19 protein-coding genes are annotated in these 19888 nt (G+C 68.4%); 7 read left to right on the top strand and 12 right to left on the bottom strand.

Annotated elements, in window-relative coordinates; genetic code table 11:
• Positions 1-134: 134 nt before the first annotated feature.
• Complete coding sequence (locus B2742_RS08915; protein WP_292065255.1) at positions 135-1256, bottom strand: aromatic ring-hydroxylating oxygenase subunit alpha; 1122 nt, start codon at positions 1254-1256, stop codon at positions 135-137.
• A 115-nt stretch (positions 1257-1371) separates the two neighbouring features.
• Here B2742_RS08915 and B2742_RS08910 point away from each other — a divergent pair, with 115 nt between their 5' ends.
• Positions 1372-2337, top strand: a complete 966-nt coding sequence (locus tag B2742_RS08910) for an alpha/beta fold hydrolase (RefSeq protein WP_292065253.1) — start codon at positions 1372-1374, stop codon at positions 2335-2337.
• Positions 2338-2454: 117 nt separating this feature from the next.
• Positions 2455-4569, top strand: a complete 2115-nt coding sequence (locus B2742_RS08905) for a transglycosylase domain-containing protein (RefSeq protein ID WP_292065251.1) — start codon at positions 2455-2457, stop codon at positions 4567-4569.
• On the opposite strand, the gene B2742_RS08900 is transcribed toward B2742_RS08905, so the two are convergent.
• Both B2742_RS08900 and B2742_RS08895 read right to left on the bottom strand, forming a co-directional pair.
• Positions 4566-5276: a M48 family metallopeptidase gene (locus B2742_RS08900; protein WP_292065248.1), complete on the bottom strand. Its 711-nt coding sequence runs from the start codon at positions 5274-5276 to the stop codon at positions 4566-4568. The two genes, B2742_RS08905 and B2742_RS08900, sit on opposite strands and share 4 nt — an antisense overlap.
• Positions 5242-6522 (bottom strand): polyhydroxyalkanoate depolymerase, encoded by a 1281-nt coding sequence (locus B2742_RS08895; protein WP_292065246.1) that lies wholly within the window; start codon positions 6520-6522, stop codon positions 5242-5244. Before B2742_RS08895 ends, B2742_RS08900 begins: the two co-directional genes overlap by 35 nt.
• A 172-nt stretch (positions 6523-6694) precedes the next feature.
• Here B2742_RS08895 and B2742_RS08890 point away from each other — a divergent pair, with 172 nt between their 5' ends.
• Both B2742_RS08890 and B2742_RS08885 read left to right on the top strand, forming a co-directional pair.
• Complete coding sequence (locus tag B2742_RS08890; RefSeq protein WP_292065244.1) at positions 6695-7246, top strand: RNA polymerase sigma factor; 552 nt, start codon at positions 6695-6697, stop codon at positions 7244-7246.
• Positions 7246-7614 carry a DUF6768 family protein gene (locus tag B2742_RS08885; protein WP_292065240.1) on the top strand — a complete coding sequence of 123 codons (369 nt, stop codon included), beginning with the start codon at positions 7246-7248 and terminating at the stop codon, positions 7612-7614. The genes B2742_RS08890 and B2742_RS08885 overlap by 1 nt, the downstream gene beginning before the upstream one ends.
• Positions 7615-7699: 85 nt before the next feature.
• Here B2742_RS08885 and B2742_RS08880 read toward each other — a convergent pair whose 3' ends face one another.
• The gene (locus B2742_RS08880) at positions 7700-8326 is read right to left on the bottom strand and encodes an SCO family protein (RefSeq protein WP_292065237.1); all 627 of its coding nucleotides are present in this window, start codon (positions 8324-8326) and stop codon (positions 7700-7702) included.
• Positions 8327-8380: 54 nt separating this feature from the next.
• Here B2742_RS08880 and B2742_RS08875 point away from each other — a divergent pair, with 54 nt between their 5' ends.
• The 3 genes from B2742_RS08875 (at position 8381) to B2742_RS08865 (ending at position 11941) form a co-directional block, all read left to right on the top strand.
• A complete protein-coding gene (locus tag B2742_RS08875) occupies positions 8381-9868 on the top strand; it encodes an ActS/PrrB/RegB family redox-sensitive histidine kinase (protein ID WP_292065236.1) in 1488 nt (495 codons plus the stop codon).
• 71 nt (positions 9869-9939) lie between these two features.
• The gene (locus tag B2742_RS08870) at positions 9940-10494 is read left to right on the top strand and encodes an ActR/PrrA/RegA family redox response regulator transcription factor (RefSeq protein WP_292065233.1); all 555 of its coding nucleotides are present in this window, start codon (positions 9940-9942) and stop codon (positions 10492-10494) included.
• 109 nt (positions 10495-10603) lie between these two features.
• Entirely contained in the window at positions 10604-11941 is a 1338-nt protein-coding gene (locus B2742_RS08865; RefSeq protein WP_292065232.1) for a PAS domain S-box protein, read from the top strand.
• Positions 11942-12038: 97 nt separating this feature from the next.
• On the opposite strand, the gene pnp is transcribed toward B2742_RS08865, so the two are convergent.
• The 8 genes from pnp to infB form a co-directional block, all read right to left on the bottom strand.
• Positions 12039-14273, bottom strand: coding sequence for a polyribonucleotide nucleotidyltransferase (pnp, locus tag B2742_RS08860; RefSeq protein ID WP_292065230.1), 2235 nt, complete (start codon positions 14271-14273; stop codon positions 12039-12041).
• Between the two features lie 234 nt (positions 14274-14507).
• Positions 14508-14777 carry a 30S ribosomal protein S15 gene (gene rpsO, locus B2742_RS08855; RefSeq protein WP_284221604.1) on the bottom strand — a complete coding sequence of 90 codons (270 nt, stop codon included), beginning with the start codon at positions 14775-14777 and terminating at the stop codon, positions 14508-14510.
• A gap of 11 nt (positions 14778-14788) precedes the next feature.
• Positions 14789-15721, bottom strand: coding sequence for a tRNA pseudouridine(55) synthase TruB (truB, locus tag B2742_RS08850; RefSeq protein WP_292065228.1), 933 nt, complete (start codon positions 15719-15721; stop codon positions 14789-14791).
• The gene (rbfA, locus tag B2742_RS08845; RefSeq protein ID WP_292065226.1) at positions 15721-16191 is read right to left on the bottom strand and encodes a 30S ribosome-binding factor RbfA; all 471 of its coding nucleotides are present in this window, start codon (positions 16189-16191) and stop codon (positions 15721-15723) included. Before rbfA ends, truB begins: the two co-directional genes overlap by 1 nt.
• A gap of 61 nt (positions 16192-16252) precedes the next feature.
• Complete coding sequence (locus tag B2742_RS08840; protein WP_292065224.1) at positions 16253-16963, bottom strand: DUF2459 domain-containing protein; 711 nt, start codon at positions 16961-16963, stop codon at positions 16253-16255.
• Entirely contained in the window at positions 16960-17643 is a 684-nt protein-coding gene (locus B2742_RS08835) for a hypothetical protein (RefSeq protein WP_292065222.1), read from the bottom strand. Before B2742_RS08835 ends, B2742_RS08840 begins: the two co-directional genes overlap by 4 nt.
• A 58-nt stretch (positions 17644-17701) precedes the next feature.
• The gene (locus tag B2742_RS08830) at positions 17702-18214 is read right to left on the bottom strand and encodes a hypothetical protein (protein ID WP_292065219.1); all 513 of its coding nucleotides are present in this window, start codon (positions 18212-18214) and stop codon (positions 17702-17704) included.
• Between the two features lie 201 nt (positions 18215-18415).
• Positions 18416-19888: translation initiation factor IF-2 (gene infB / locus B2742_RS08825; protein WP_292065217.1), on the bottom strand; the 1473-nt coding region annotated here is incomplete at its 5' end.

Raw genomic sequence — 19888 nt, 5'->3', positions numbered from 1 at the left:
CGAGACGGATGGGGGGTGAGACACCCCATTCATCCGATCGGCGTCTGCTCTGTTCAGCCTGCCTGCGGAACCAGCACCCCCATCCGACCGGCTCCGCCGGCCACCTTCCCCCGTGAAGGGGGAAGGAGACGGTGTCAGCTCTTCCACCTCAGCGTCGTCGCCTTCACAGGATTGGCGAACGGGCGGCCCTCGGTGCGGGACTTGATCCATTCGCGCTTGAGCTGCTGGTACCATTTGGCCTGTTTGTCGGCGTCGTCGATCCAGATCAGGGCCGGGTCGTAGCGCAGGCCCTCGTTCTGCAGGTTCACCATGCCGCCGTCCTGCTTCAGGAAGGCGATGACGCCCATGCGCAGGAACGGCTTGGCGAGGCTGAACACCCAGTGGTCGGACCAGAAGATCTGGGTGATCGTCGTCTTCGTATCTGTCCGGGGCGTCAGGCAGGTCAGGGCCAGCACCTGTTTTTCGCCGACCTGGATATGCTCCCAGCGATAGCCGGGCAGGCGGAAGGTGATCTCGGTCGCCGGCGCGCCGCCGAGGATCTTGTAAGCCCGGCTGTTCGAAGAGGGGGCGTGACGGACCATGGCGAAGCCGTGCTCGCGCGGCTCGAAGGCCTTGGCCTTTTCGTGCATCGACTGCTCGGAGCGCCACCACCACTGCTGATGCACATAGGGGCCGTGGGCGGGGTCCATCAGGCCGACGACGGCGTGGTCGACATGGGCGTCGAAATCCATCCATTCGACCATCTTGGCGTCGCCGCCGACGACGCCCGGGAACAGGGGCGGTTCGTGATCCGGATCGGGCGCGGTGCGCGGGTCGGAAGCCATCCAGACGAAGAACATGCCCTGGCTCTCCCGCACCGGATAGGACCGGACCCGGATGCGGTCGGCCTCATAGGGCTGGTCCTCGACCAGCGACGGAATGGCGGCGCAGACGCCGTCGGGGCGGAAGCGCCAGCCGTGGTAGCAGCACTCGATGGTCTCGCCCTCGCCGGGCTTCTCGACCAGCCGTCCGGCGGACAGGGGCGCGGCGCGGTGGGGGCAGATGTCGCGCATGGCATAGACCTGACCCGCGCGGGTCCGGCCGACCAGGACCGGCTCGCCCAGCAGTTCATGGCGCTTGAGCGAGGCCGGAGCGACGTCCCGCGACAGGGCGACGAAATACCAGGCGTCGAGGACGAATCCCGCGCCGAAGGCGGTCGGCGGGGCCTTCGCCTCGGGCGATTTCGCGGAAACGGGGGCGCTGTCTGCTCGGCTCATGGAGGCAGTTTAGCGGGCTGTCGCGGTGAAGTCTTGACCGGCTGCATCTGTTCGCGCCCTGTGTGACGACCAGGGACACAAGCGGGCGCTGGCCCGTCCATCGGGATCACAGACCATGAAGACCATGACCGCCCTCGCCGCCCTCGCCGGGGCCCTGTCGTTCGCTGCGGCCGCGCCCGCCCTCGCCCAGGCGCACGGCGACCATGGCCAGCCCCAGGGACAGGCCCCCGACGCCGCCGCAGGTCATGGCCATGCCCACGCCGCCTTCGAGTCGGGCCGGTTTCACGTCCGCGTCGACGGGCCCGAGCATCCGGTCGGCGACGTCATCCTGATCCCGGGCCTCAGCTCTTCGCCCCACGCCTTCGACCTGCTGACCGAAGAGTTGAAGGGCCGCTACCGCGTCCACCGCATCCATGTGCAGGGCTTCGCCGGCGCGGCTGCCGAGGACAACGCCACGGGGCCCGTCGCGGCCCCGGTCGCCGAGGACATCGCCCGCTACATCGCCGAACAGGGGCTGAACCGGCCCGCCGTGATCGGCCACTCCATGGGTGGGACCATCGGCATGATGCTGGCGGCGCGCCGTCCCGACAGCGTCGGCAAGCTGATGGTCGTCGACATGGTGCCGTTCATGGGCATGATGTTCGGACCGCCCGGCACGACGGCCGAGAGCATCGTCCCCCTCGCCGACCAGATGTACGCTGGCATGATGGCCTCCCCGGAAGAGCAGTACCGGCAGCAGGCGGCGGCCAGCGTCACCGGCATGATCCGGACCGAAGCCCTGCGCGCCGGCCCGCTGGACGACACCGCCAGAAGCGACCGGGCGGTTTCGTCCGCCGCCTTCCGCGAACTGGTGGTCACCGATCTGCGCCCCGAGATCGGCCGCATCACCGTTCCGACCGAGGTGCTCTACGTGAAGTTCAACGACCCGCGCATGACCGATGAATTCACGGACGGCGTCTACCGGGCCTCGTTCGCCAATCTGCCCGGCGCGACCCTGACGCGGATCGACGACAGCGCGCACTTCATCATGCTGGACCAGCCGGTGCGGTTCGCCGCCGAGGTGAACGCGTTTTTAGAATAGGCGTGCGAAGCGTCATGGTTTCGGCGGAAACGGCCCTCACAGTCATGTGAACGGTACGGGGGCGTTTCCGTGCGCGCCGCGACCGGGTAAGACCGGGCCGGGCTTGGTGAGGGTTTGATGGCGGGTTCCGGCTTCAACTTCGGACGTGGCGGCGGCGCGGGCCAGAAAACCGCGCGCACCCCCATGCAGCGCGTCCTTTACTGGGGCGCGGTCGTGGGCGTCTGGGGCGCCATCTTCATGGTGGTCTTCTTCGCCGTATTCGCGCGCGACCTGCCGGACACCTCGACCCTGTACAATGTCGATCGCCAGCCCTCGATCACCTATCTGGACCGCAACGGCGCCCTGATCGCCATACGCGGCACCCAGCAGGCTCCGCCGGCCGATCTGGACGCCCTGCCCGACTATGTGCCGGCGGCCTTCATCGCCATCGAGGACCGGCGCTTCTATCACCACCCCGGCTTCGACCCGATCGGCATGAGCCGCGCCATGGCCGCCAATATGCGCGCCGGCCGCGTGGTGCAGGGCGGCTCGACCCTGACCCAGCAGTTGGCCAAGAACCTGTTCCTCAGCCCGGACCAGAACATCAAGCGCAAGGTCCAGGAGCTGATGCTGGCGGTCTGGCTGGAGCTGAAATTCTCCAAGCAGGAGATCCTCGCCCTCTATCTGAACCGCGTCTATTTCGGCGCCGGCGCCTATGGCATCGAGGCGGCCTCGCAGCGCTATTTCGACAAGAGTGCGCGCCAGTTGACCGTGGGCGAGGCGGCCTTGCTGGCCGGGCTGCTGAAGGCGCCGTCGCGCTATTCGCCGGTGTCCGAGAGCGAGCGCGCCGCCACGCGGGCGACCGTCGTGCTCAATGAAATGGTCGACGCCGGCGTCATCACACCGGAACAGCGCGCCGCCGCGGTGACCGAACCGGTCCGCGTCTCGCGCACCCTGGCCACACAGCACGCCCAGTATTTCATCGACTGGCTGGACAAGCAGATCCGCGAACTGGTCGGCGAGCCGACCGAGGACATGATCGTCGAGACGACGCTGGACCTGACCCTGCAGACCCAGGCCGAGCGGTCGGTGCGCCGCATCCTCGACCGCGACCGCTCCAAGGGCGTGCAGCAGGCCGCCCTGGTGGCGCTGGACGGCGAGGGCCGGGTGCGCGCCATGATCGGCGGGGCCTCCTATGCCGACAGCCAGTTCAACCGCGCCACCGACGCGCGGCGTCAGGCCGGCTCGGCGTGGAAGCCGTTCGTCTATCTGACGGCGCTGGAGAGCGGCTATACGCCCGAGACGCGGGTCAATGACGCGCCGATCCGGATCGGCAACTGGTCGCCGCGCAACTATTCGGGAACGTTCGCCGGCGAGATGACCATGGCCAACGCCGTGGCCCAGTCGACCAACACCATCGCCGCCGGCATGGCCGACCAGATCGGCCGCGACAATGTCGCCCGCACGGCGCGGCGGCTCGGCGTCAGCTCGCGGATCGGCCTTGAGCCGGCCATGGCGCTGGGCGCGGTCGAGGTTTCGCCCATCGAGATGGCCCAGGCCTATGACGCCTTCGCCAATGGCGGCAAACGGGTCCAGGCCTATGGCATCAGCCGCATCCGCACGCCGCAGGGCCGGGTCATCTATCAGCGGGCGTCGCGCGCCGACGGGCCGATCCAGGCGATTTCGAACCCGTATCTGTACTATATGAACCAGATGCTGCGGGGCGTCATGACCTCGGGCACCGGCCGGTCGGCGGCGATCGCCGGGCGCGACACGGCTGGCAAGACCGGCACCACCTCGGACTACAAGGACGCCTGGTTCGTCGGCTACACTGGCGGCTTCGTCACCGCCGTCTGGGTCGGCAAGGACGACAACTCGGCCATGCGCGGCGTTACCGGCGGCTCGTCCCCGGCGGCGATCTGGAAGGGCTTCATGGAGGCCGCCCTGCCGCGCCTGAACGCCCCGGCCATCCCCAACGGCCCGGCCATGCCCGAGGGGTGGCAGCCGCCCAGCCCGGTCGAGAGCCTGATCGGCCGGATCGGCGACCTGTTCGGCGACAGTCCGCCGGGCGACGCCGACCCGCTCGACGAATCCCTGCTCGAGCCGCTGCCGCCCGAACCCGCGCCGCGCCGCAATGAGCCCGGGCCGGCGGTGGTGCGCCCGACCGCGCCGCAGCCCCAGCGCGAGGTCCCGGACCAGCGTCCCGAACCGGCCCCGCCGCCCGAGAAGAAGGCCGAGCCGCTGTTCTTCTAGCGGCCCACGGCGTGCAGCGCCGGGCCGTTGTCGCGCAGCCATTTGCGGTGCGGGCGGTGGTCGCCGATCAGCCGCTGGACCACGGCCCAGTAGGCCGGGCTGTGGTCGGCGTGGACCAGATGCGCCACCTCATGGGCGGCGAGGTAGTCGATCACCTCAGGCGGGGCCATGACCACGCGCCAGCTGTAGCGGATGCTGCGATTGTGCGGACTGCACGAGCCCCAGCGCGATTTCGGATCAGCGATCGACATCTTCACCGGCCGCTGGCCGAGGGTGCGAAGATGGAAATCGGTGCGGGTCTGGAGCGTTTCTCTCGCCACCCGCTTGAACAGGTTTTCTACCCGGCGCGCATAGGCCTCGCCCTCGCCGCCCGAGGCGATCACCGGGCCGTCTGCGTCCTCGGTCAGCCGCGCCGCACCGGCGCCGCCCGTGGCGATCAGCCGGGTGGGCCGGCCGAACAGGTTGATCGCCGCACCGGGCTCCAACGGCGTGCCGTGCGGACGTTCAGCCAGCCGTTCGCGCATCCAGGACGCCTTGGTGCGGGCAAAGGCCACGACCTCGGCCAGCTTGCGCTCGGAGGGGGCAATCAGCACCGCCTCGCCGGCGCGGGCGTCAATGCGGATCGACAGCCGGCGCGCGCGGGGATTGACCGACAGCCGCGCTGTCAGCCCCTCAAGCGGCAGCCGCTGCCCGTTCCGGTACTGCAACTATGGCCTCGTTCTTCGCGATGAAGTCGCGCACCCGCGGATAGATGTCGTCGCGGAAGCGGCGTCCGTTGAAGACGCCATAGTGGCCGACGTCGGGGTGAACATACAGCACCCTCCGGTCGTCCGGCAGGCCTGTGCACAGGGTATGGGCGGCCTGGGTCTGGCCGACGCCCGAGATGTCGTCCTGTCCGCCCTCGACGGTCATCAGGCCGATGTCGGTGATGGCGGTCAGATCGACCTTGCGGCCGCGATGCTCGAGCAGACCGCGCGCCAGCAGGTGCTGCTGGAAGACGATGTCGATGGTCTGGAGGTAGAACTCCTCGCTCAGGTCCAGCACCGAGAGGTATTCGTCGTAGAAGGCCTCGTGCTTCTCGGCGGCGTCGCCATCGCCCGAGACCAGGTGGCCGAAATAGTCGCGGTGGGCGTCGACGTGCTTGTCCTCGTTCATGGACATGAAGCTGTAGAGCTGGACGAAGCCCGGATAGACGCGCCGTCCGAAGCCCGGATAGGGCCAGGGCACGGTGTGGATCATGTTCGACCTGAACCAGGTGAAGGGCTTTTCCTCCGCCAGCTGGTTGGTCACCGTCGGCGACAGGCGCGCATCGATCGGCGAGCCCATGAAGGTCATCGAGGCGGGCCGGTTCGGGTCGTTGTCCGCGGCCATCAGGGCGCAGGCGGCCAGGACCGGCGGTCCCGGCTGGCAGACGCCGACGACGTGGGCGCGCGGGCCGATCTGGCCCAGCATGGTGCGGACGTGGTCGATATAGTCGAAGAAGTCGAACCGGCCCTCGAGCATCGGCACCTGACGGGCGTTGACCCAGTCGGTGACATAGACGTCGTGGTCCTGCAGGAAGCCCTCGACCGTGCCGCGCAGCAGGGTGGCGTAGTGGCCCGACAGGGGGGCGACGATCAGGACCGCGGGCGCCGAGGTCGGCTTGCCGACGCGCTTCAGATCGCCGATGTGCCGCGCGAACCGCACCAGCCGGCACCAGGGCGAGGACCAGATGACCTGTTCGGTGGTCCGCACCGGCTTGTCGTCGATGGTGACCGTCTCCAGACCCCAGGCAGGCTTGCCGTAGCGGCGCGTCACGCTCTCGAACAGCCCGGCCGAGGCGAAGGCCGTGCGGCCGATCGCGGTGTCCGAGGCCGGATTGAACGGAGAGGTCCAGAACTGCCGGGCCAGCTGGGCCCCGAACCGGAACGGCGTCGCCGAATGGTAGGCGAGCTCGTGAAGCGAATAGAGCATGGAATCCTTGAAGCGGCCCCCGCCGTTACGCGGCAGAGCACCATAGAACGCATCGCACTGCAAAAAGTTTTAATCCTCCCCCGGTGGGGGAGGAAGGCCGTCGCTGTGACGAATTGATTGAACCGCGTTCCGACTTGTCGGCACCTCTCATACGAAACGGGGCGAACCGACGATGGACAGGACCAGGGAGCAGCTTCTTGACGAGTATCTGGTGGCCTCCGCGCGCACCGGGGACCGCAAGGCGTTCGACCTGCTGGCCCGGCGCTGGGGCCGGAAGCTGCTGGCGCACGCCTGGCGTCTGACCGGCGACGTCGACCTGGCGCGGGAGGCCGCCCAGGACGGCTGGATCGAGATCGTCCGGGGTCTGGGGCGGTTGCGCGACGAGCGCGCCTTTCCGGCCTGGGCCTATCAGATCGTGTCGCGCCGCTGCGCCCGGCAGATCGGGCGTCGTCGCCGTGAGCGCGGCCTGACGGCCGCCGTGGCGGCCGAGCCGATGGTTGAGGCGGAGTCGCCGGAAGCGGGCGATCCCGGCGGCGCGGCGCGGTTGCAGGCGGCGCTGGCCGCCCTGCCGGAGGCGCAAAGGGCCGCGGTCGGCCTGTTCTATCTCGAGGATCTGAGCGTCGCCGAAGTGGCGACCGCCCTGAACGTGCCGGCGGGCACGGTGAAAACCCGCCTCATGCATGCCCGCCGCACCTTGCGCGCGGTTCTGGAAGGAGACGTGTGATGCAGGATATCGACCGGATGATCGAGGAGGCCCTCGACGGCGAGGAACAGGCCCTGTTCCGCGACACCGCGCGCGAGCCGGGTTTCTTCGAACAGGCCTTCGGCCTGGTCGGCGGTCCCAATGGCTGGGTGAATGTCGTCATGATCGTGATGCAGACGGCGCTGTTCGTCTGCGGCCTGTGGGCAGGGTGGCGGTTCTTCGAGGCCGAGACCGCCCTGTCGGCCCTGCACTGGGGCCTGCCCGCCGCCGTGCTGGTGCTGATGTCGCTGATCATCAAGCTGGGGATGATGCCGGAACTCCAGGCCAACCGGCTTATGCGCGAGCTCAAGCGCCAGCAGCTGCAGGCAGCGGTGGGTCGCAAAGGATAGGCCCGGGCGGGCCATGGCGCGCCAGACAGAAGCTGGACCGAAATCTGAGCCTTGATGGACTGCGTCCATCAAGGCCGATTTCGGTCTAGCCGCGCGCCATGGCCTGTTCGATGACCCTCGCCGAATTGGCCGGCCCGAGATCGTGGCCGAGGGCGCTGCGGAACTGACCATCGGGGCCCATCAGATAGATCGTCAGCGAGTGGTTCATCGTATAGGCCTCGCCCTCGCCGACCTTCTGATAGACCGCGCGGTAGGCGTCGGCGGCGGCCCGGACCTGGGCGGGCGTGCCGGTCAGGCCGATGACGCCCTCGGGGAAGCCGTCCGAGGACAGATAGTCCTTCATGGCCTGGGGCGTGTCGCGCTCCGGGTCCACGGAGATGAAGACGATCTGGACCTCGTCGGCCCGATCGCCCAGCGCCTGCTTGGTCGCCTCGAGCATCTGCAGGGTGGTCGGGCAGTAGTCCGGGCAGTAGGTGAAGCCGAAGAAGACCAGCGACCATTTGCCGTTCAGCAGGGTCTGGTCGACCGGCTGGCCGTCCTGGTTGACCAGCTGGAACGGGCCGCCGACGTCGGGCTGGCCCGTCGATCCGATCTGGCGCGAGGCGGAGCCGGCGTCGCCGCGGCCGGTGACGACCACGATGGTTCCGACCGCCAGGGCCACGGCCAGGGCGATGCAGACGCCGGCGAGCAGCAGGATGGATCGGCGCGGCATCAGGGCCTCCTCGAAAACGCGCACGCCCGCGCGCGACCGGTCTATAGAAGAGGCGTGAGCCTGTCCCAAGACCCCCTGTCGTCGCAGTTCGCACCGGATGAACCGGGCCGGTTCCCGGCGTGGCGCAACCTGCCGCGCCGCAGCCGGGGCCTGTCGCTGCGCACCCTGGTCATCCTGCGCTGGATGGCGATCGTGGGCCAGACCTCGACCGTCGCCATCGCCACCCTCTATTTCCATTTCGACCTGCCGCTGTGGGGCTGTCTGGCGGTGATCGCGGCCAGCGTGGCGATGAATCTGAACGCCACCGCCCGGCTGAAGCGGACCGACGGCTCGATGCCGGACGGACGGCTGACGGCGGCGCATCTGGGCTTCGACATCCTGCAGCTGTCGACCCTGCTGGCCCTCACCGGCGGGCTGCAGAATCCCTTCTGTCTGCTGCTGGTCGCGCCGGTGACCGTGGCGGCCGCTTCCCTGCCCGGGCGTCAGGCGGCCTTCATGGGCCTGCTGGTGCTGGTCGCCACCACCACCCTGTTCTTCTTCTCCATGCCCCTGCCGTGGCAGGCGGGGACCGAGCTGAACCTGCCGCCGCTCTATCGCTTCGGCATCGGCCTGGCCCTGTTCACCGGCGTGATCTTCACCTCGGCCTATGCCTGGCGGGTCGCGGCCGACGCCGAGAAGCTGGAGCTGGCGCTGGCCACCACCCAGGACGTGCTGCAGCGCGAACAGAGGCTGGCGGCGCTGGGCGGACTGGCGGCGGCGGCGGCGCATGAGCTGGGCACGCCGCTGGCCACCATCCAGGTGGTGGCCAGGGAGTTGCTGCGGGCGTCAGCCAAGGACGGCCCGGCCGCCGAGGACGCCGCCCTGATCCTGCAGCAGGCCGAACGCTGCCGCGATATCCTGAAACGCCTGTCCCAGCAGCCGGAGGAGGGCGATTCCGCCTTCGCCGTGGTCGGTCTGAAGACCTTGCTGGAAGAGGTCATCGAGCCCCATCGCGGGTTCGATCTGGACTTCGAGGTCGAGGTCCGCACCGCCTCGGGCGAACCCGAGCCGCGCGTGCGTCGTCTGCCGGAGGTGATCCACGGCCTGTCGACCCTGGTCGAGAACGCCGCCGATTTCGCCGCCTCGCGGGTCCGGGTCAGGGCCCTGGTCGATGCGGGCTTCATCGAGATCGAGGTGGTCGATGACGGCTCCGGTTTTCCGGCCGACATCCTGCCCCGTCTGGGCGAGCCCTATGTGACCAGCCGGCCGCAGGGCAAGGCACGCCGCGCGCTGGCGGCCCAGATCGCCGCCTCCGTCGCCGCCGCCACGCCGGGCCGCAAGACGAAGAAGTCGGCGGCTCCCGAACCGGCGCCCGAGACCATCGCCCCCAGCCAGGGCGGCATGGGTCTGGGTTTCTTCATCGCCCGCACCCTGCTGGAGCGCACCGGCGGCAAGGTGTTCGTCGGCGCGGGCGACGGCGGAGCGACGCCGGCCAAGGGGCAGCCAAAGGGCGCCCGCGTCGCGGTGCGCTGGCCGCGGCCGGCGCTGGAGGTTCCGTCGTGATGTCGCACCCCCCGTCTGAACCTTGACCGCACGCGTACTGTTACCGACTTGAGCCTGCTGGAGACGCCCTGATGCCCGATGCCGAAGACCGGATCGCCGCCCTCGCCGACAAGACCCTGCTGGTGCTCGACGACGACAACGCCCTGCGCACCCGTCTGGGCCGCGCGCTGGAGAGCCGCGGCTTCGAGGTCACCCTCGCCGCCTCGCTGGCCGAGGCCTTCGAGGCGCTGAAGACCTCCATCCCCGCCTTCGCCGTGCTGGACATGCGGCTGGAGGACGGCAACGGGCTGAAGGTGGTCGAGGCCATCCGCGACCGGCGCGAGGACGCCCGCATCATCATGCTGACCGGCTATGGCGCCATCGCCACGGCGGTCGCGGCGGTCAAGGCCGGGGCCGTCGACTATCTGCAGAAGCCCGCCGACGCCGATGACGTGGTCAAGGCCCTCCTGGCCACCGGCGAGGCCCCCGAGCCGCCCGACAATCCGATGAGCGCCGACCGGGTGCGGTGGGAGCATATCCAGCGCGTCTATGAGCTGTGCGACCACAACGTCTCGGAGACGGCGCGGCGGCTGGGCATGCACCGGCGGACGCTGCAGCGGATTCTGGCGAAGCGGGCGCCGCGGTAGTCTGTTTCCGAGCCAAGGGCCTGACCGGCCACGCCGTGATTGTCAGTCCGACGACGTTAAACTACCGATGTCTCTGGAGTTTTCGTAGGCGGAACGGTAGATTCGGCGCATGACGACAGGTCCGGTTTTCACGACCGAACGGCTCGGGCGCATCGTCGAGGACGCTGCCAGCGAGGTGTATGTATTCGGCGCCGCCGACTTTCGTTTTCGACTCGTCAACAAGGGCGCGCGCGAAAATCTCGGCTACTCAATGGAAGAGCTCAGGCTCCTCACGCCGTGGGACCTGAAGCCGGAGGTCAGCGAGGAAGCGTTCAAGGCGCTCGTGAAGCCCCTCGAGAACGGGTCTGTGCGCAGGCTGGAGTTCGACACGGTTCACCGTCGCAAGGACGGGACGCTCTATAATGTCGCGGTCAATCTGCAACTGTTCGAGGAAGGCGGAGACAGCGTCTACTTCGCGGCGATTCGGGACACGACGGTCCAGCAGAAAGTCGAAGCCGACTTGCGCGCCGTCTCCATTCGGCTCGACGCGATCCTTGGGAATACCACCATGGCGGTATTTCTCCTGGATGATCATCAGCAATGTGTGTTCATGAACAACGCAGCCGAGAAGCTCACGGGGTATGCGTTCCCGGAGGTCGTCGGTCGCCCCCTTCACGATGTCATCCATCACACCCGACCGGACGGCACCCCCTTTCCCTTGTCCGAGTGCCCCATCGACCGCGCCTTTCCGGAGAACGCCGGGACGCAAGGCGAAGAGACCTTCGTGCACAAGGACGGCTCCTTCTACCCCGTCGGCTTCACCGCCAGCCCGGTTCGGGACGGCAGTGCAAGGATTATCGGAACGGTCCTTGAGGTGCGCAATATCAGCGAAGAGAGGCGCAGCAAGGACGCCCGCGACCTCCTGATGCGCGAGGTCGATCACAGATCGCGCAACGTCCTCGCCATCGTTCACTCCCTGATGCATCTGACCCGCGCGACGGATCTGGACGCCTACAAGAAGATCCTCGCGGGCCGGGTCAACGCCCTGGCGCGTGCGCAGACGTCGCTGGCGAGCCGCCAGTGGGAGGGGGGGCGGCTGGAAGACGTCGTCCGGGAAGAACTGGACGCTCTGTGCCCGAGGGACCAGATCTCCATCGGGGGACCGGAGGTCGCCCTGTCCCCGGAGCAGGTGCAGCCGATCAGCATGCTGCTCCACGAACTCGCCACCAACGCCAACAAATACGGCGCCTTCAGCACGGCAGGAGGGCATCTGTCCGTGACGTGGGCGCTGAAGGGGCGTCAGGTGAGGCTTGAGTGGCGGGAGACCGGCGGGCCGACGGTCACGCCGCCCACCCACGAAGGGTTCGGCTCGGCCCTGAAGAACAGCATGGTCCGCCAGATCAAGGGCTCCCTGAACCGCCGATGGGAACCGGACGGGCTGACGGCGGAAGTCGTCTTCCCGGTCTGACGACGGCATGGTCGGTCCGAACGGGCCCGCCGCAGACACAGAAAAGGCCCCGGTGTTTCCACCGGGGCCTTCTGTTTTTCAGACGTGACGTCGCGCCCTAGCGACGGCTGCGGCCGCGATCGCCACCGCGATCACCGCCGCCTTCGCGCTTGGGACGGCCGCCGGTGTCGTCCGACAGGGCCGGTTCACCGCGTTCAGCGCGCTCGGCGTTGATCTTGTCGGTGATGTCCTCGCCGGTGGTCTGGTCGACGACCTTCATCGACAGCTTGGTCTTGCCGCGATCGTCCATGCCGAGGAACTTCACTTTGACTTCCTGGCCTTCGGTCAGGACGTCGGCCGGGTTGGCGACGCGTTCCAGGGAGATCTGGGACACGTGGACCAGGCCGTCCTTGGCGCCGAAGAAGTTCACGAAGGCGCCGAAGTCGACGACCTTCACGACCTTGCCGTTGTAGATGGTGCCGGGCTCGGGCTCGGACACGATCGACGAGATCCAGTTCTTGGCGGCGTCGATCTTTTCCTGATCCGAGGCGGCGATCTTCACCGTGCCGTCGTCCTCGATGTTGATCTTGGCGCCCGTCTTTTCGACGATCTCGCGGATGATCTTGCCGCCGGTGCCGATGATGTCGCGGATCTTGTCGGTCGGAACCTTGATCGACTCGATCTTGGGCGCGTACTCGCCCAGCTCGGTGCGGGCGCCGTCGATGGCCTTGTCCATCTCGTCGAGGATGTACAGGCGGCCGGCCGAAGCCTGGGCGATCGCCTTGCGCATGATCTCTTCGGTGATGCCCGCGACCTTGATGTCCATCTGCAGCGAGGTGATGCCTTCGCGCGTGCCGGCCACCTTGAAGTCCATGTCGCCGAGGTGGTCTTCGTCACCCAGGATGTCGGACAGGATGGCGAACTCGCCCGAGGGCTCGAGGATCAGGCCCATGGCGATGCCCGAGACCGGGCGAACCAGCGGCACGCCCGCGTCCATCAGCGCCAGCGACGAACCACAGACCGTGGCCATCGAGGAGGAGCCGTTGGACTCGGTGATCTCCGACACCAGACGGATGGTGTAGGGGAAGTCTTCCGACGACGGCAGCATGGGACGGATCGCCCGCCAGGCCAGCTTACCGTGACCGATTTCCCGACGGCCCGCGCCGCCCATCCGACCGGTCTCGCCGACCGAATAGGGAGGGAAGTTGTAGTGCAGCAGGAACTTCTCTTTGTAGGTCCCGGCCAGGGCGTCGACGTATTGCTCGTCCTCGCCGGTGCCGAGGGTGGCGACCACGATGGCCTGGGTCTCACCGCGGGTGAACAGGGCCGAACCGTGGGTGCGCGGGAAGACGCCGACTTCCGAGACGATGTCACGGACCTTGTCGAGGGCGCGGCCGTCGACGCGGTGGCCGTTGTCGATGATGTCGCGACGCAGGACGTGGGCTTCACATTCCTTGAAGGCCGCGCCGAACTTGGCGGAATCGACGCCGTCCGGGTTTTCGTCGGTCTTCACCAGCTTGGCGGCGGCGGCCTTCTTGGCCACGTCGACGCCGTTGCGGCGCTCGTATTTGCCGGCGTGGGTGTAGGCCTTCTTGATGTCCTCGCCGACCAGCGACTGGATGGCGGTGACGACGTCCGAGTGGTCCTCGGCCTGGAAGTCGAAGGGCTCCTTGGCGGCGTGTTCGGCCATTTCGATGATGGCGTCGATCACCGGCTGCATGCCGCGATGCGCGAACATCAGGGCGTTGAGCATGATGTCTTCCGACAGCTCCTTGGCTTCGGATTCGACCATCATCAGGGCGTCCTGGGTGCCGGCGACGACGAGGTCGAGCTGGCTGTCAGGCATCTGGTCGAGGGTCGGGTTCAGCACGAACTCGCCATCGATGTAGCCGACGCGCGCGGCGCCGATCGGGCCCATGAACGGCACGCCCGAGATGGTCAGGGCGGCCGAGGCGGCGACCAGGCCGAGGATGTCGGGGTCGTTCTCCATGTCGTGCTGCAGCACGGTGACGACGACCTGGGTCTCGTTCTTGAAGCCCTTGACGAACAGGGGGCGGATCGGACGGTCGATCAGGCGGGAGACCAGCGTCTCCTTCTCGGTCGGACGGCCTTCCCGCTTGAAATAGCCACCCGGGATCTTGCCGGCGGCGAAAGTCTTTTCCTGGTAGTTGACGGTCAGCGGGAAGAAATCCAGGCCCGGCTTGGGCGCGCGACCGTAGACGACGGTGGCGAGGACGACGGTCTCGCCGTAGGTGGCCAGAACGGCGCCGTCAGCCTGACGGGCGATGCGGCCCGTTTCGAGGGTCAGCGGGCGTCCGGCCCAGTCGATCGTCTTGCGTTTGATATCGAACATATTCGTCTTTCATATCCCGCGGGCGGATTCCGCGCGGGGTCCCATCAGTGGGTGGAGCGTCGGGCGTTCAGTCCTTCGGTCCATGGGCTCCCGCGCCATCGCGGAAAACCCGGGAGAAGAGGACCGGTATGGCCCTCGCGTCATGCGCCGGTCAGTCCGGCGGCGCGCCGGTCTCTGGATGCGGAAAGAGGCGCGGACATGGCCCGCGCCCCAAATCTCATCCGCGTTCCGCGCCTAGCGGCGCAGGTTCAGCTTGCCGATCAGAGCGGTGTAACGCTCGCGGTCGACCTTGCTGAGGTGGTCAAGAAGGCGACGACGCTGCGAGACCATCTTGAGCAGGCCGCGGCGCGAGTGGTTGTCCTTCTTGTGGGTCTTGAAGTGATCGGTGAGGTTGGCGATGCGTTCCGAAAGGATCGCGACCTGGACCTCGGCCGAACCGGTGTCGCCGGCGGAGCGGGCGTTCTCGGTGATGACTTCGTTCTTACGCTCGGGCGTAATCGACATCGGGTGTACTCCTAAAGGAGGTTAAAAACGCGGTCGGGTTCTAGCCGGCCGGCCCGCAACTGACCGAGAGCGACGAGGGTCTGACCCTGAAAGGCTGAAACGGTTCTGGAGCCGTCCCGAAGGCGGCCTTTGAGCGTTTCGACCTGTCGGGGGAGCAGAACGATCGGTCGTCCCTGACGAAGCGAGAAGGCGTCCTGGTCCGTCACGGCCAGCTCCGGGATGTCGTCCAGGGCGGTCGCGACGGGAAGCAAGCCTTCCGAGGCGGCGTCCCTATGCACCAGATCGGTCAGGAAATCCAGCGTGACGGCGTTTTCCGTCGAGAACGGTCCGACCCGCTCGCGGCGCAGGGCCGAAACATGCCCCTCCGCCCCGAGAACGGCGGCCAGATCGCGCGCCAGCGAGCGCACATAGACGCCCTTGCCGGTGCGGATGGTCAGTTCGACGTGGTCGGCGTCGGGCGCGTCACTGACCGAGGCCTCGTGGATCATCACCCGGCGGCTGGCCAGTTCGAAATCGGCGCCCTCGCGGGCCAGGTCATAGGCGCGCTGGCCGTCGACCTTGATGGCGCTGAACTGGGGCGGGATCTGATCGATCTCGCCGACGAAGGCCGGCAGGGCGGCGCGCACCGCCTCGACGTCGGGGCGGACATCCGAGCGGCCGGTGATCTCGCCCTCGCGGTCGAGGCTGTCGGTCGAGATCCCCCAGTTGATGGTGAAGCGATAGACCTTCTGCGCCTCCATCATGAAGGGCACGGTCTTGGTCGCCTCGCCGAGGGCGATGGGCAGGATGCCGGAGGCCAGCGGGTCGAGCGTGCCGGCGTGCCCCGCCTTCTGGGCGTCGAACAGGCGTCGGACCTTCGACACGGCCTCGGTCGACCCCATGCCGAACGGCTTGTCGAGACAGACCCAGCCGTTGACGATCTCGCCCTTCTTGCGACGGCCCATCAGGCCTGACCGTCCTCTTTGTCATCATCCTCGAACGGCGAGACATAGACGTCGGCGCGGACGCGGGGGTCGTCGAGCAGGCGATTCAGCCGTTCGGCGGCGGCGAAACTCTCGTCGTGGCGGAAGCGCAGGTCGGGGGTGAAGCGCATCTCGATATGCCTCCCCAGCGCACCGCGCAGGAATTTGGCGTGGACGTTCAGCGCCTTGACGATCTCGTCGATGTGGCCGGCGACCGGCGCGGTCTCGACGCCGGCGCCCAGCGGTTCGACGAAACAGGTGGCGTGTTTCAGGTCCGGCGACAGGCGCACCTCCGTGACCGTGACGGAGACGCCGACCAGGGCGGGGTCGCGGATCTCGTTCTCGCGCATGACCTCTACCAGGGCGTGGCGGATCATTTCCGAGGCGCGCAGCTGGCGCTGGCTGACCGTGCCGGCCTTGGCGGCGGGTTTGCGGGGTTTGCGGTTGCTCATGACTCTGTCCTCGTCGCCTGTCGGGGATCGGACCCGGCTCGAAAAAGCGAAGGGGCGGGGTCTAGTCCCGTGGGGCCGCGCTGTCCAATTGCGCCCGCTCCGCGGTGGCCATGATCTCGCTCGAGACGATGGAACGGAACGGCCGCACCGGCAGCCCGGCGGCGTTGAGAACCCCGGCGCTCCAGTGGTTGCACAGCCGGCCGATCCAGAAATGCTCATGGCTGGCGAAGAAGCGGGCGTCGTCGCCGGCGCGGGCGGCGGCGATGCGGGCGCGGCCGTCTGCAAGGTACAGCGACGCCTCGATATGATCGGCCATCGCCTCGAAGCCGGCGGCGGAGAGGCGCAGCGTGCGGCGACGGTCGGCGGCGACCAGATCGCGAGGATCGCGCTGGGCCGGGTCGAGCATGATCACCGAGGCATTGCCGGGACGGAAGAAGGCCCGCGCCCCGTCGGGCAGGCGATCGGTGATCGGGCTCTGGTCGACAAAGAACCGGGCGTCGCCCCAGCCGATCAGGACCCAGTCGCCGGGCGGCAGGCCGCGCACCGCCTCGGCGAGCGGACCGGTTCGCGCTTCGATCAACGCACGCGGTACGGCGAGATCAGTGTGGAAGCCGTTGTCCAGCACATGCACCTCGACGCCCGCCCCGGTCGCCGAACCCGGCCAGACGGCAGGATCGCCAGGCGCGGTCCAGGTCCACAGGGCGGCGCCGGCGCCGAGGGCCGTGGCGGCGATAAGCAGCCCAAGGCCGTATCCCCTGGGCCGTCGCCTCATCTCGCCTTGAGCCGCCATGCGCCGCACAGGGCCGCGACCGGCGCATCCGGTCCCGGCCGCGCCCCGGCGCGGAACAGCATCAGGTCGACGCGGTCGCGGCGATGCAGCAGGGCGACCAGACCCGGCGTGTCGCCGCCGCACAGGGGCGATGGCTTCACCGGCTCGCCGCGGGACGCCGGAATGATCCGCCGGAGTTCGATCTGGGCGTCGGCGGGGGCCTCCAGCCGGTCGGCGAAGGTCTGACCGAAGACGAACTGTTCGCGTCCGGCGGCGATGCGCAGCGGAGTGGTGCGGAAGCTTTCTCCCGTCTCGAACCGGATCCCGGCGCCCGCGAAGGTCGCGCCGCCGAGCGCCGCGCGCGCGATGTCGTCGACCGGCCCGAACTCGCCGGCCAGCACCGCGTCCCCCGATGCGGCGACCCGGGGATTGCCGTCGTCGGCTATGGCGGCCTTCAGTCCGGTCAGGCCCTCGGCGTCGCCGGAGGCCAGTCGGCCGGCCCAGTCCGCCACCCGGCTGGCGGCGGGGGCCGCGTCATCGCGAAGCGTCGCCCAGGCGGCGACGACCTGTTTCTGTTCGATCGCCAGAAGGAACAGCACCAGGCACAGGAAGGCCAGGCCGCCGGCGAGGCTTCTCAGACCCGTCTGACGCGGGGCGGTGGTGCGGATTTCGGCGACCGTCATCGCCCCAACCCTAGCGGGGGTCTGTGACGGCGGGAATGACTATCGCGCCACAGGTGCGTCAGGGAGTGGGAAGGCGGGCGTCATCGTCGGGACCGCCGGCGGGCGGCATGGCCCATTCGCCGCGCCAGTCGTAGGACAGCCTGACGCAATGGCGGTAGCCGCCGTCCGCCCAGCGACCGACCGCATGCACGGTCATGGGCCGCCCCAGCCGGACCCGGCCCAGCACCATCCAGGCCTCTTCCGCCCCAGGGCACAGGGCCCGGCTCAGGCCCCGGCCGCCGCCTTCCGGCGTGATCGTATAGACCGAGGTTTCCCGCGAGCCGGCGGGCAGAGCCTGCCGCACGGCGTCGGGACCGCCGCGCTGGATGTCGGCCGAGCCCCGGTTGGACGTCGAGATGATGCGCCGCACGCTGATGGCGCCGAACAGGCCGCGGTCGGCCTCGAGCGTGATGCCGCGCGTCAGCGCCTGGGTGACCCGGTCGGAGGCGTCATAGGCCAGATAGCGCGTCTCGGCCGCGGCGGGTCCGGCGACGGCGGAGACGGCGAGCAGGGGGATCAGGAAGGAGCGCATGGGAGATTCATCCACAGCGGATGGGGCGGAATGACGGCATCGCATCTCCCTCCCCTTCATGGGGAGGGACGGCGAGGCGTAGCCGAGCCCGGGTGGGGAACGCCAGTCCCGCACCGGCGGAGCCCGGCTTCGAACTTCCCCACCCGGTCGCTGCGCGACCACCCTCCCCACTTCGGGGGAGGGTGACGCGTCGGATACGACCTAGTCCAGCGTGCGCTTGATCTCTTCGACGGTGAAGCACTCGATGTAGTCGCCGGCCTTGATGTCCTGGAAGCCCTGGAAATGCATGCCGCACTCCTGGCCCGACGGGACCTCGTTGACCTCGTCCTTGAAGCGCTTGAGCGTGGTGAGCGTGCCGAGTTCCAGAACCACGACGTCGTCGCGAATGATCCGGACCTTGGCGCCCTTGCGGACCACGCCTTCGGACACCCGGCAACCGGCGATCTTGCCGGTCTTGGAGATGTCGAACACCTGCAGCACGGCCGCGTTACCCAGGAAGGTTTCCCGCTGGAGCGGGGCCAGCATGCCCGAGAGCACGCCCTTCATGTCGTCGAGCAGGTCGTAGATGATGGCGTAGTAGCGGATCTCGACGCCTTCGCGCTCGGCCAGGTCGCGGGCCTGTTTCGAGGCGCGGACGTTGAAGCCGAGGATCGGCGCGCCGGCCGACTTGGCCAGCTGGACGTCGCTCTCGGTGATGCCGCCGGCGCCCGAATAGACGGTGCGCGCGCGGACCTCTTCGTTGCCCATCTTCTCGAGCGAGCCGACGATGGCTTCGGCCGAGCCCTGGACGTCGGCCTTGATGAGGACCGGCAGTTCCGAGACCTTCTTGGACTGCAGCTTGGACATCATGTCGACCAGGCTGACCTGGTTGATGCCGCCCGTGGCCTTCTCGCGCTTCACGCGGTCGCGGTATTCGGTCAGCTCGCGGGCGCGGGCCTCGGATTCCACGACGGCGAGCGGTTCGCCGGGGCTGGGGGCCTCGTTCAGGCCGAGGATCTCGACCGGAACCGACGGACCGGCCTCGGTCAGCTGTTCGTTGCGCTCGTTGAGCAGGGCGCGAACCTTGCCCCAGGCCGAGCCGGCCACGACGATGTCGCCGCGGCGCAGGGTGCCGCGCTTGACCAGAACGGTGGCGACGGGACCGCGGCCCTTGTCCAGCTTGGCCTCGATGACCACGCCTTCCGAGGAGCGTTCCGGATCGGCCTTGAGGTCCATCATTTCGGCCTGCACCAGGATGGCGTCGATCAGGCCGTCCAGGTTGGTGCGGTTCTTGGCCGAGACCTCGATGATCTGGGTGTCGCCGCCCAGGCTCTCGGCGATGACTTCGTACTGCAGCAGTTCGTTGACGACCTTGAGCGGATTGGCGTCCGGCTTGTCGATCTTGTTGACCGCCACGATGATCGGGGCGTTGGCCGCCTTGGCGTGCTGGATGGCCTCGATGGTCTGGGGCATGACGCCGTCGTCGGCGGCCACGACCAGGACCACGATGTCGGTGACATTGGCGCCGCGCGCCCGCATCGCCGAGAAGGCGGCGTGGCCCGGGGTGTCCAGGAAGGTGACGCGATCGTCGCTGGGCAGGCGGACCTGGTAGGCGCCGATGTGCTGGGTGATGCCGCCGGCTTCGCCAGAGGCGACGTCGGTGGTGCGCAGGGCGTCGAGCAGCGAGGTCTTGCC

The sequence above is a fragment of the Brevundimonas sp. UBA7664 genome (genome assembly GCF_002483305.1).
Taxonomy (GTDB): Bacteria; Pseudomonadota; Alphaproteobacteria; order Caulobacterales; family Caulobacteraceae; genus Brevundimonas.
The sequence above is the reverse complement of the archived record's forward strand: the minus strand, read 5'-3'. Positions and strand labels throughout refer to the sequence as shown.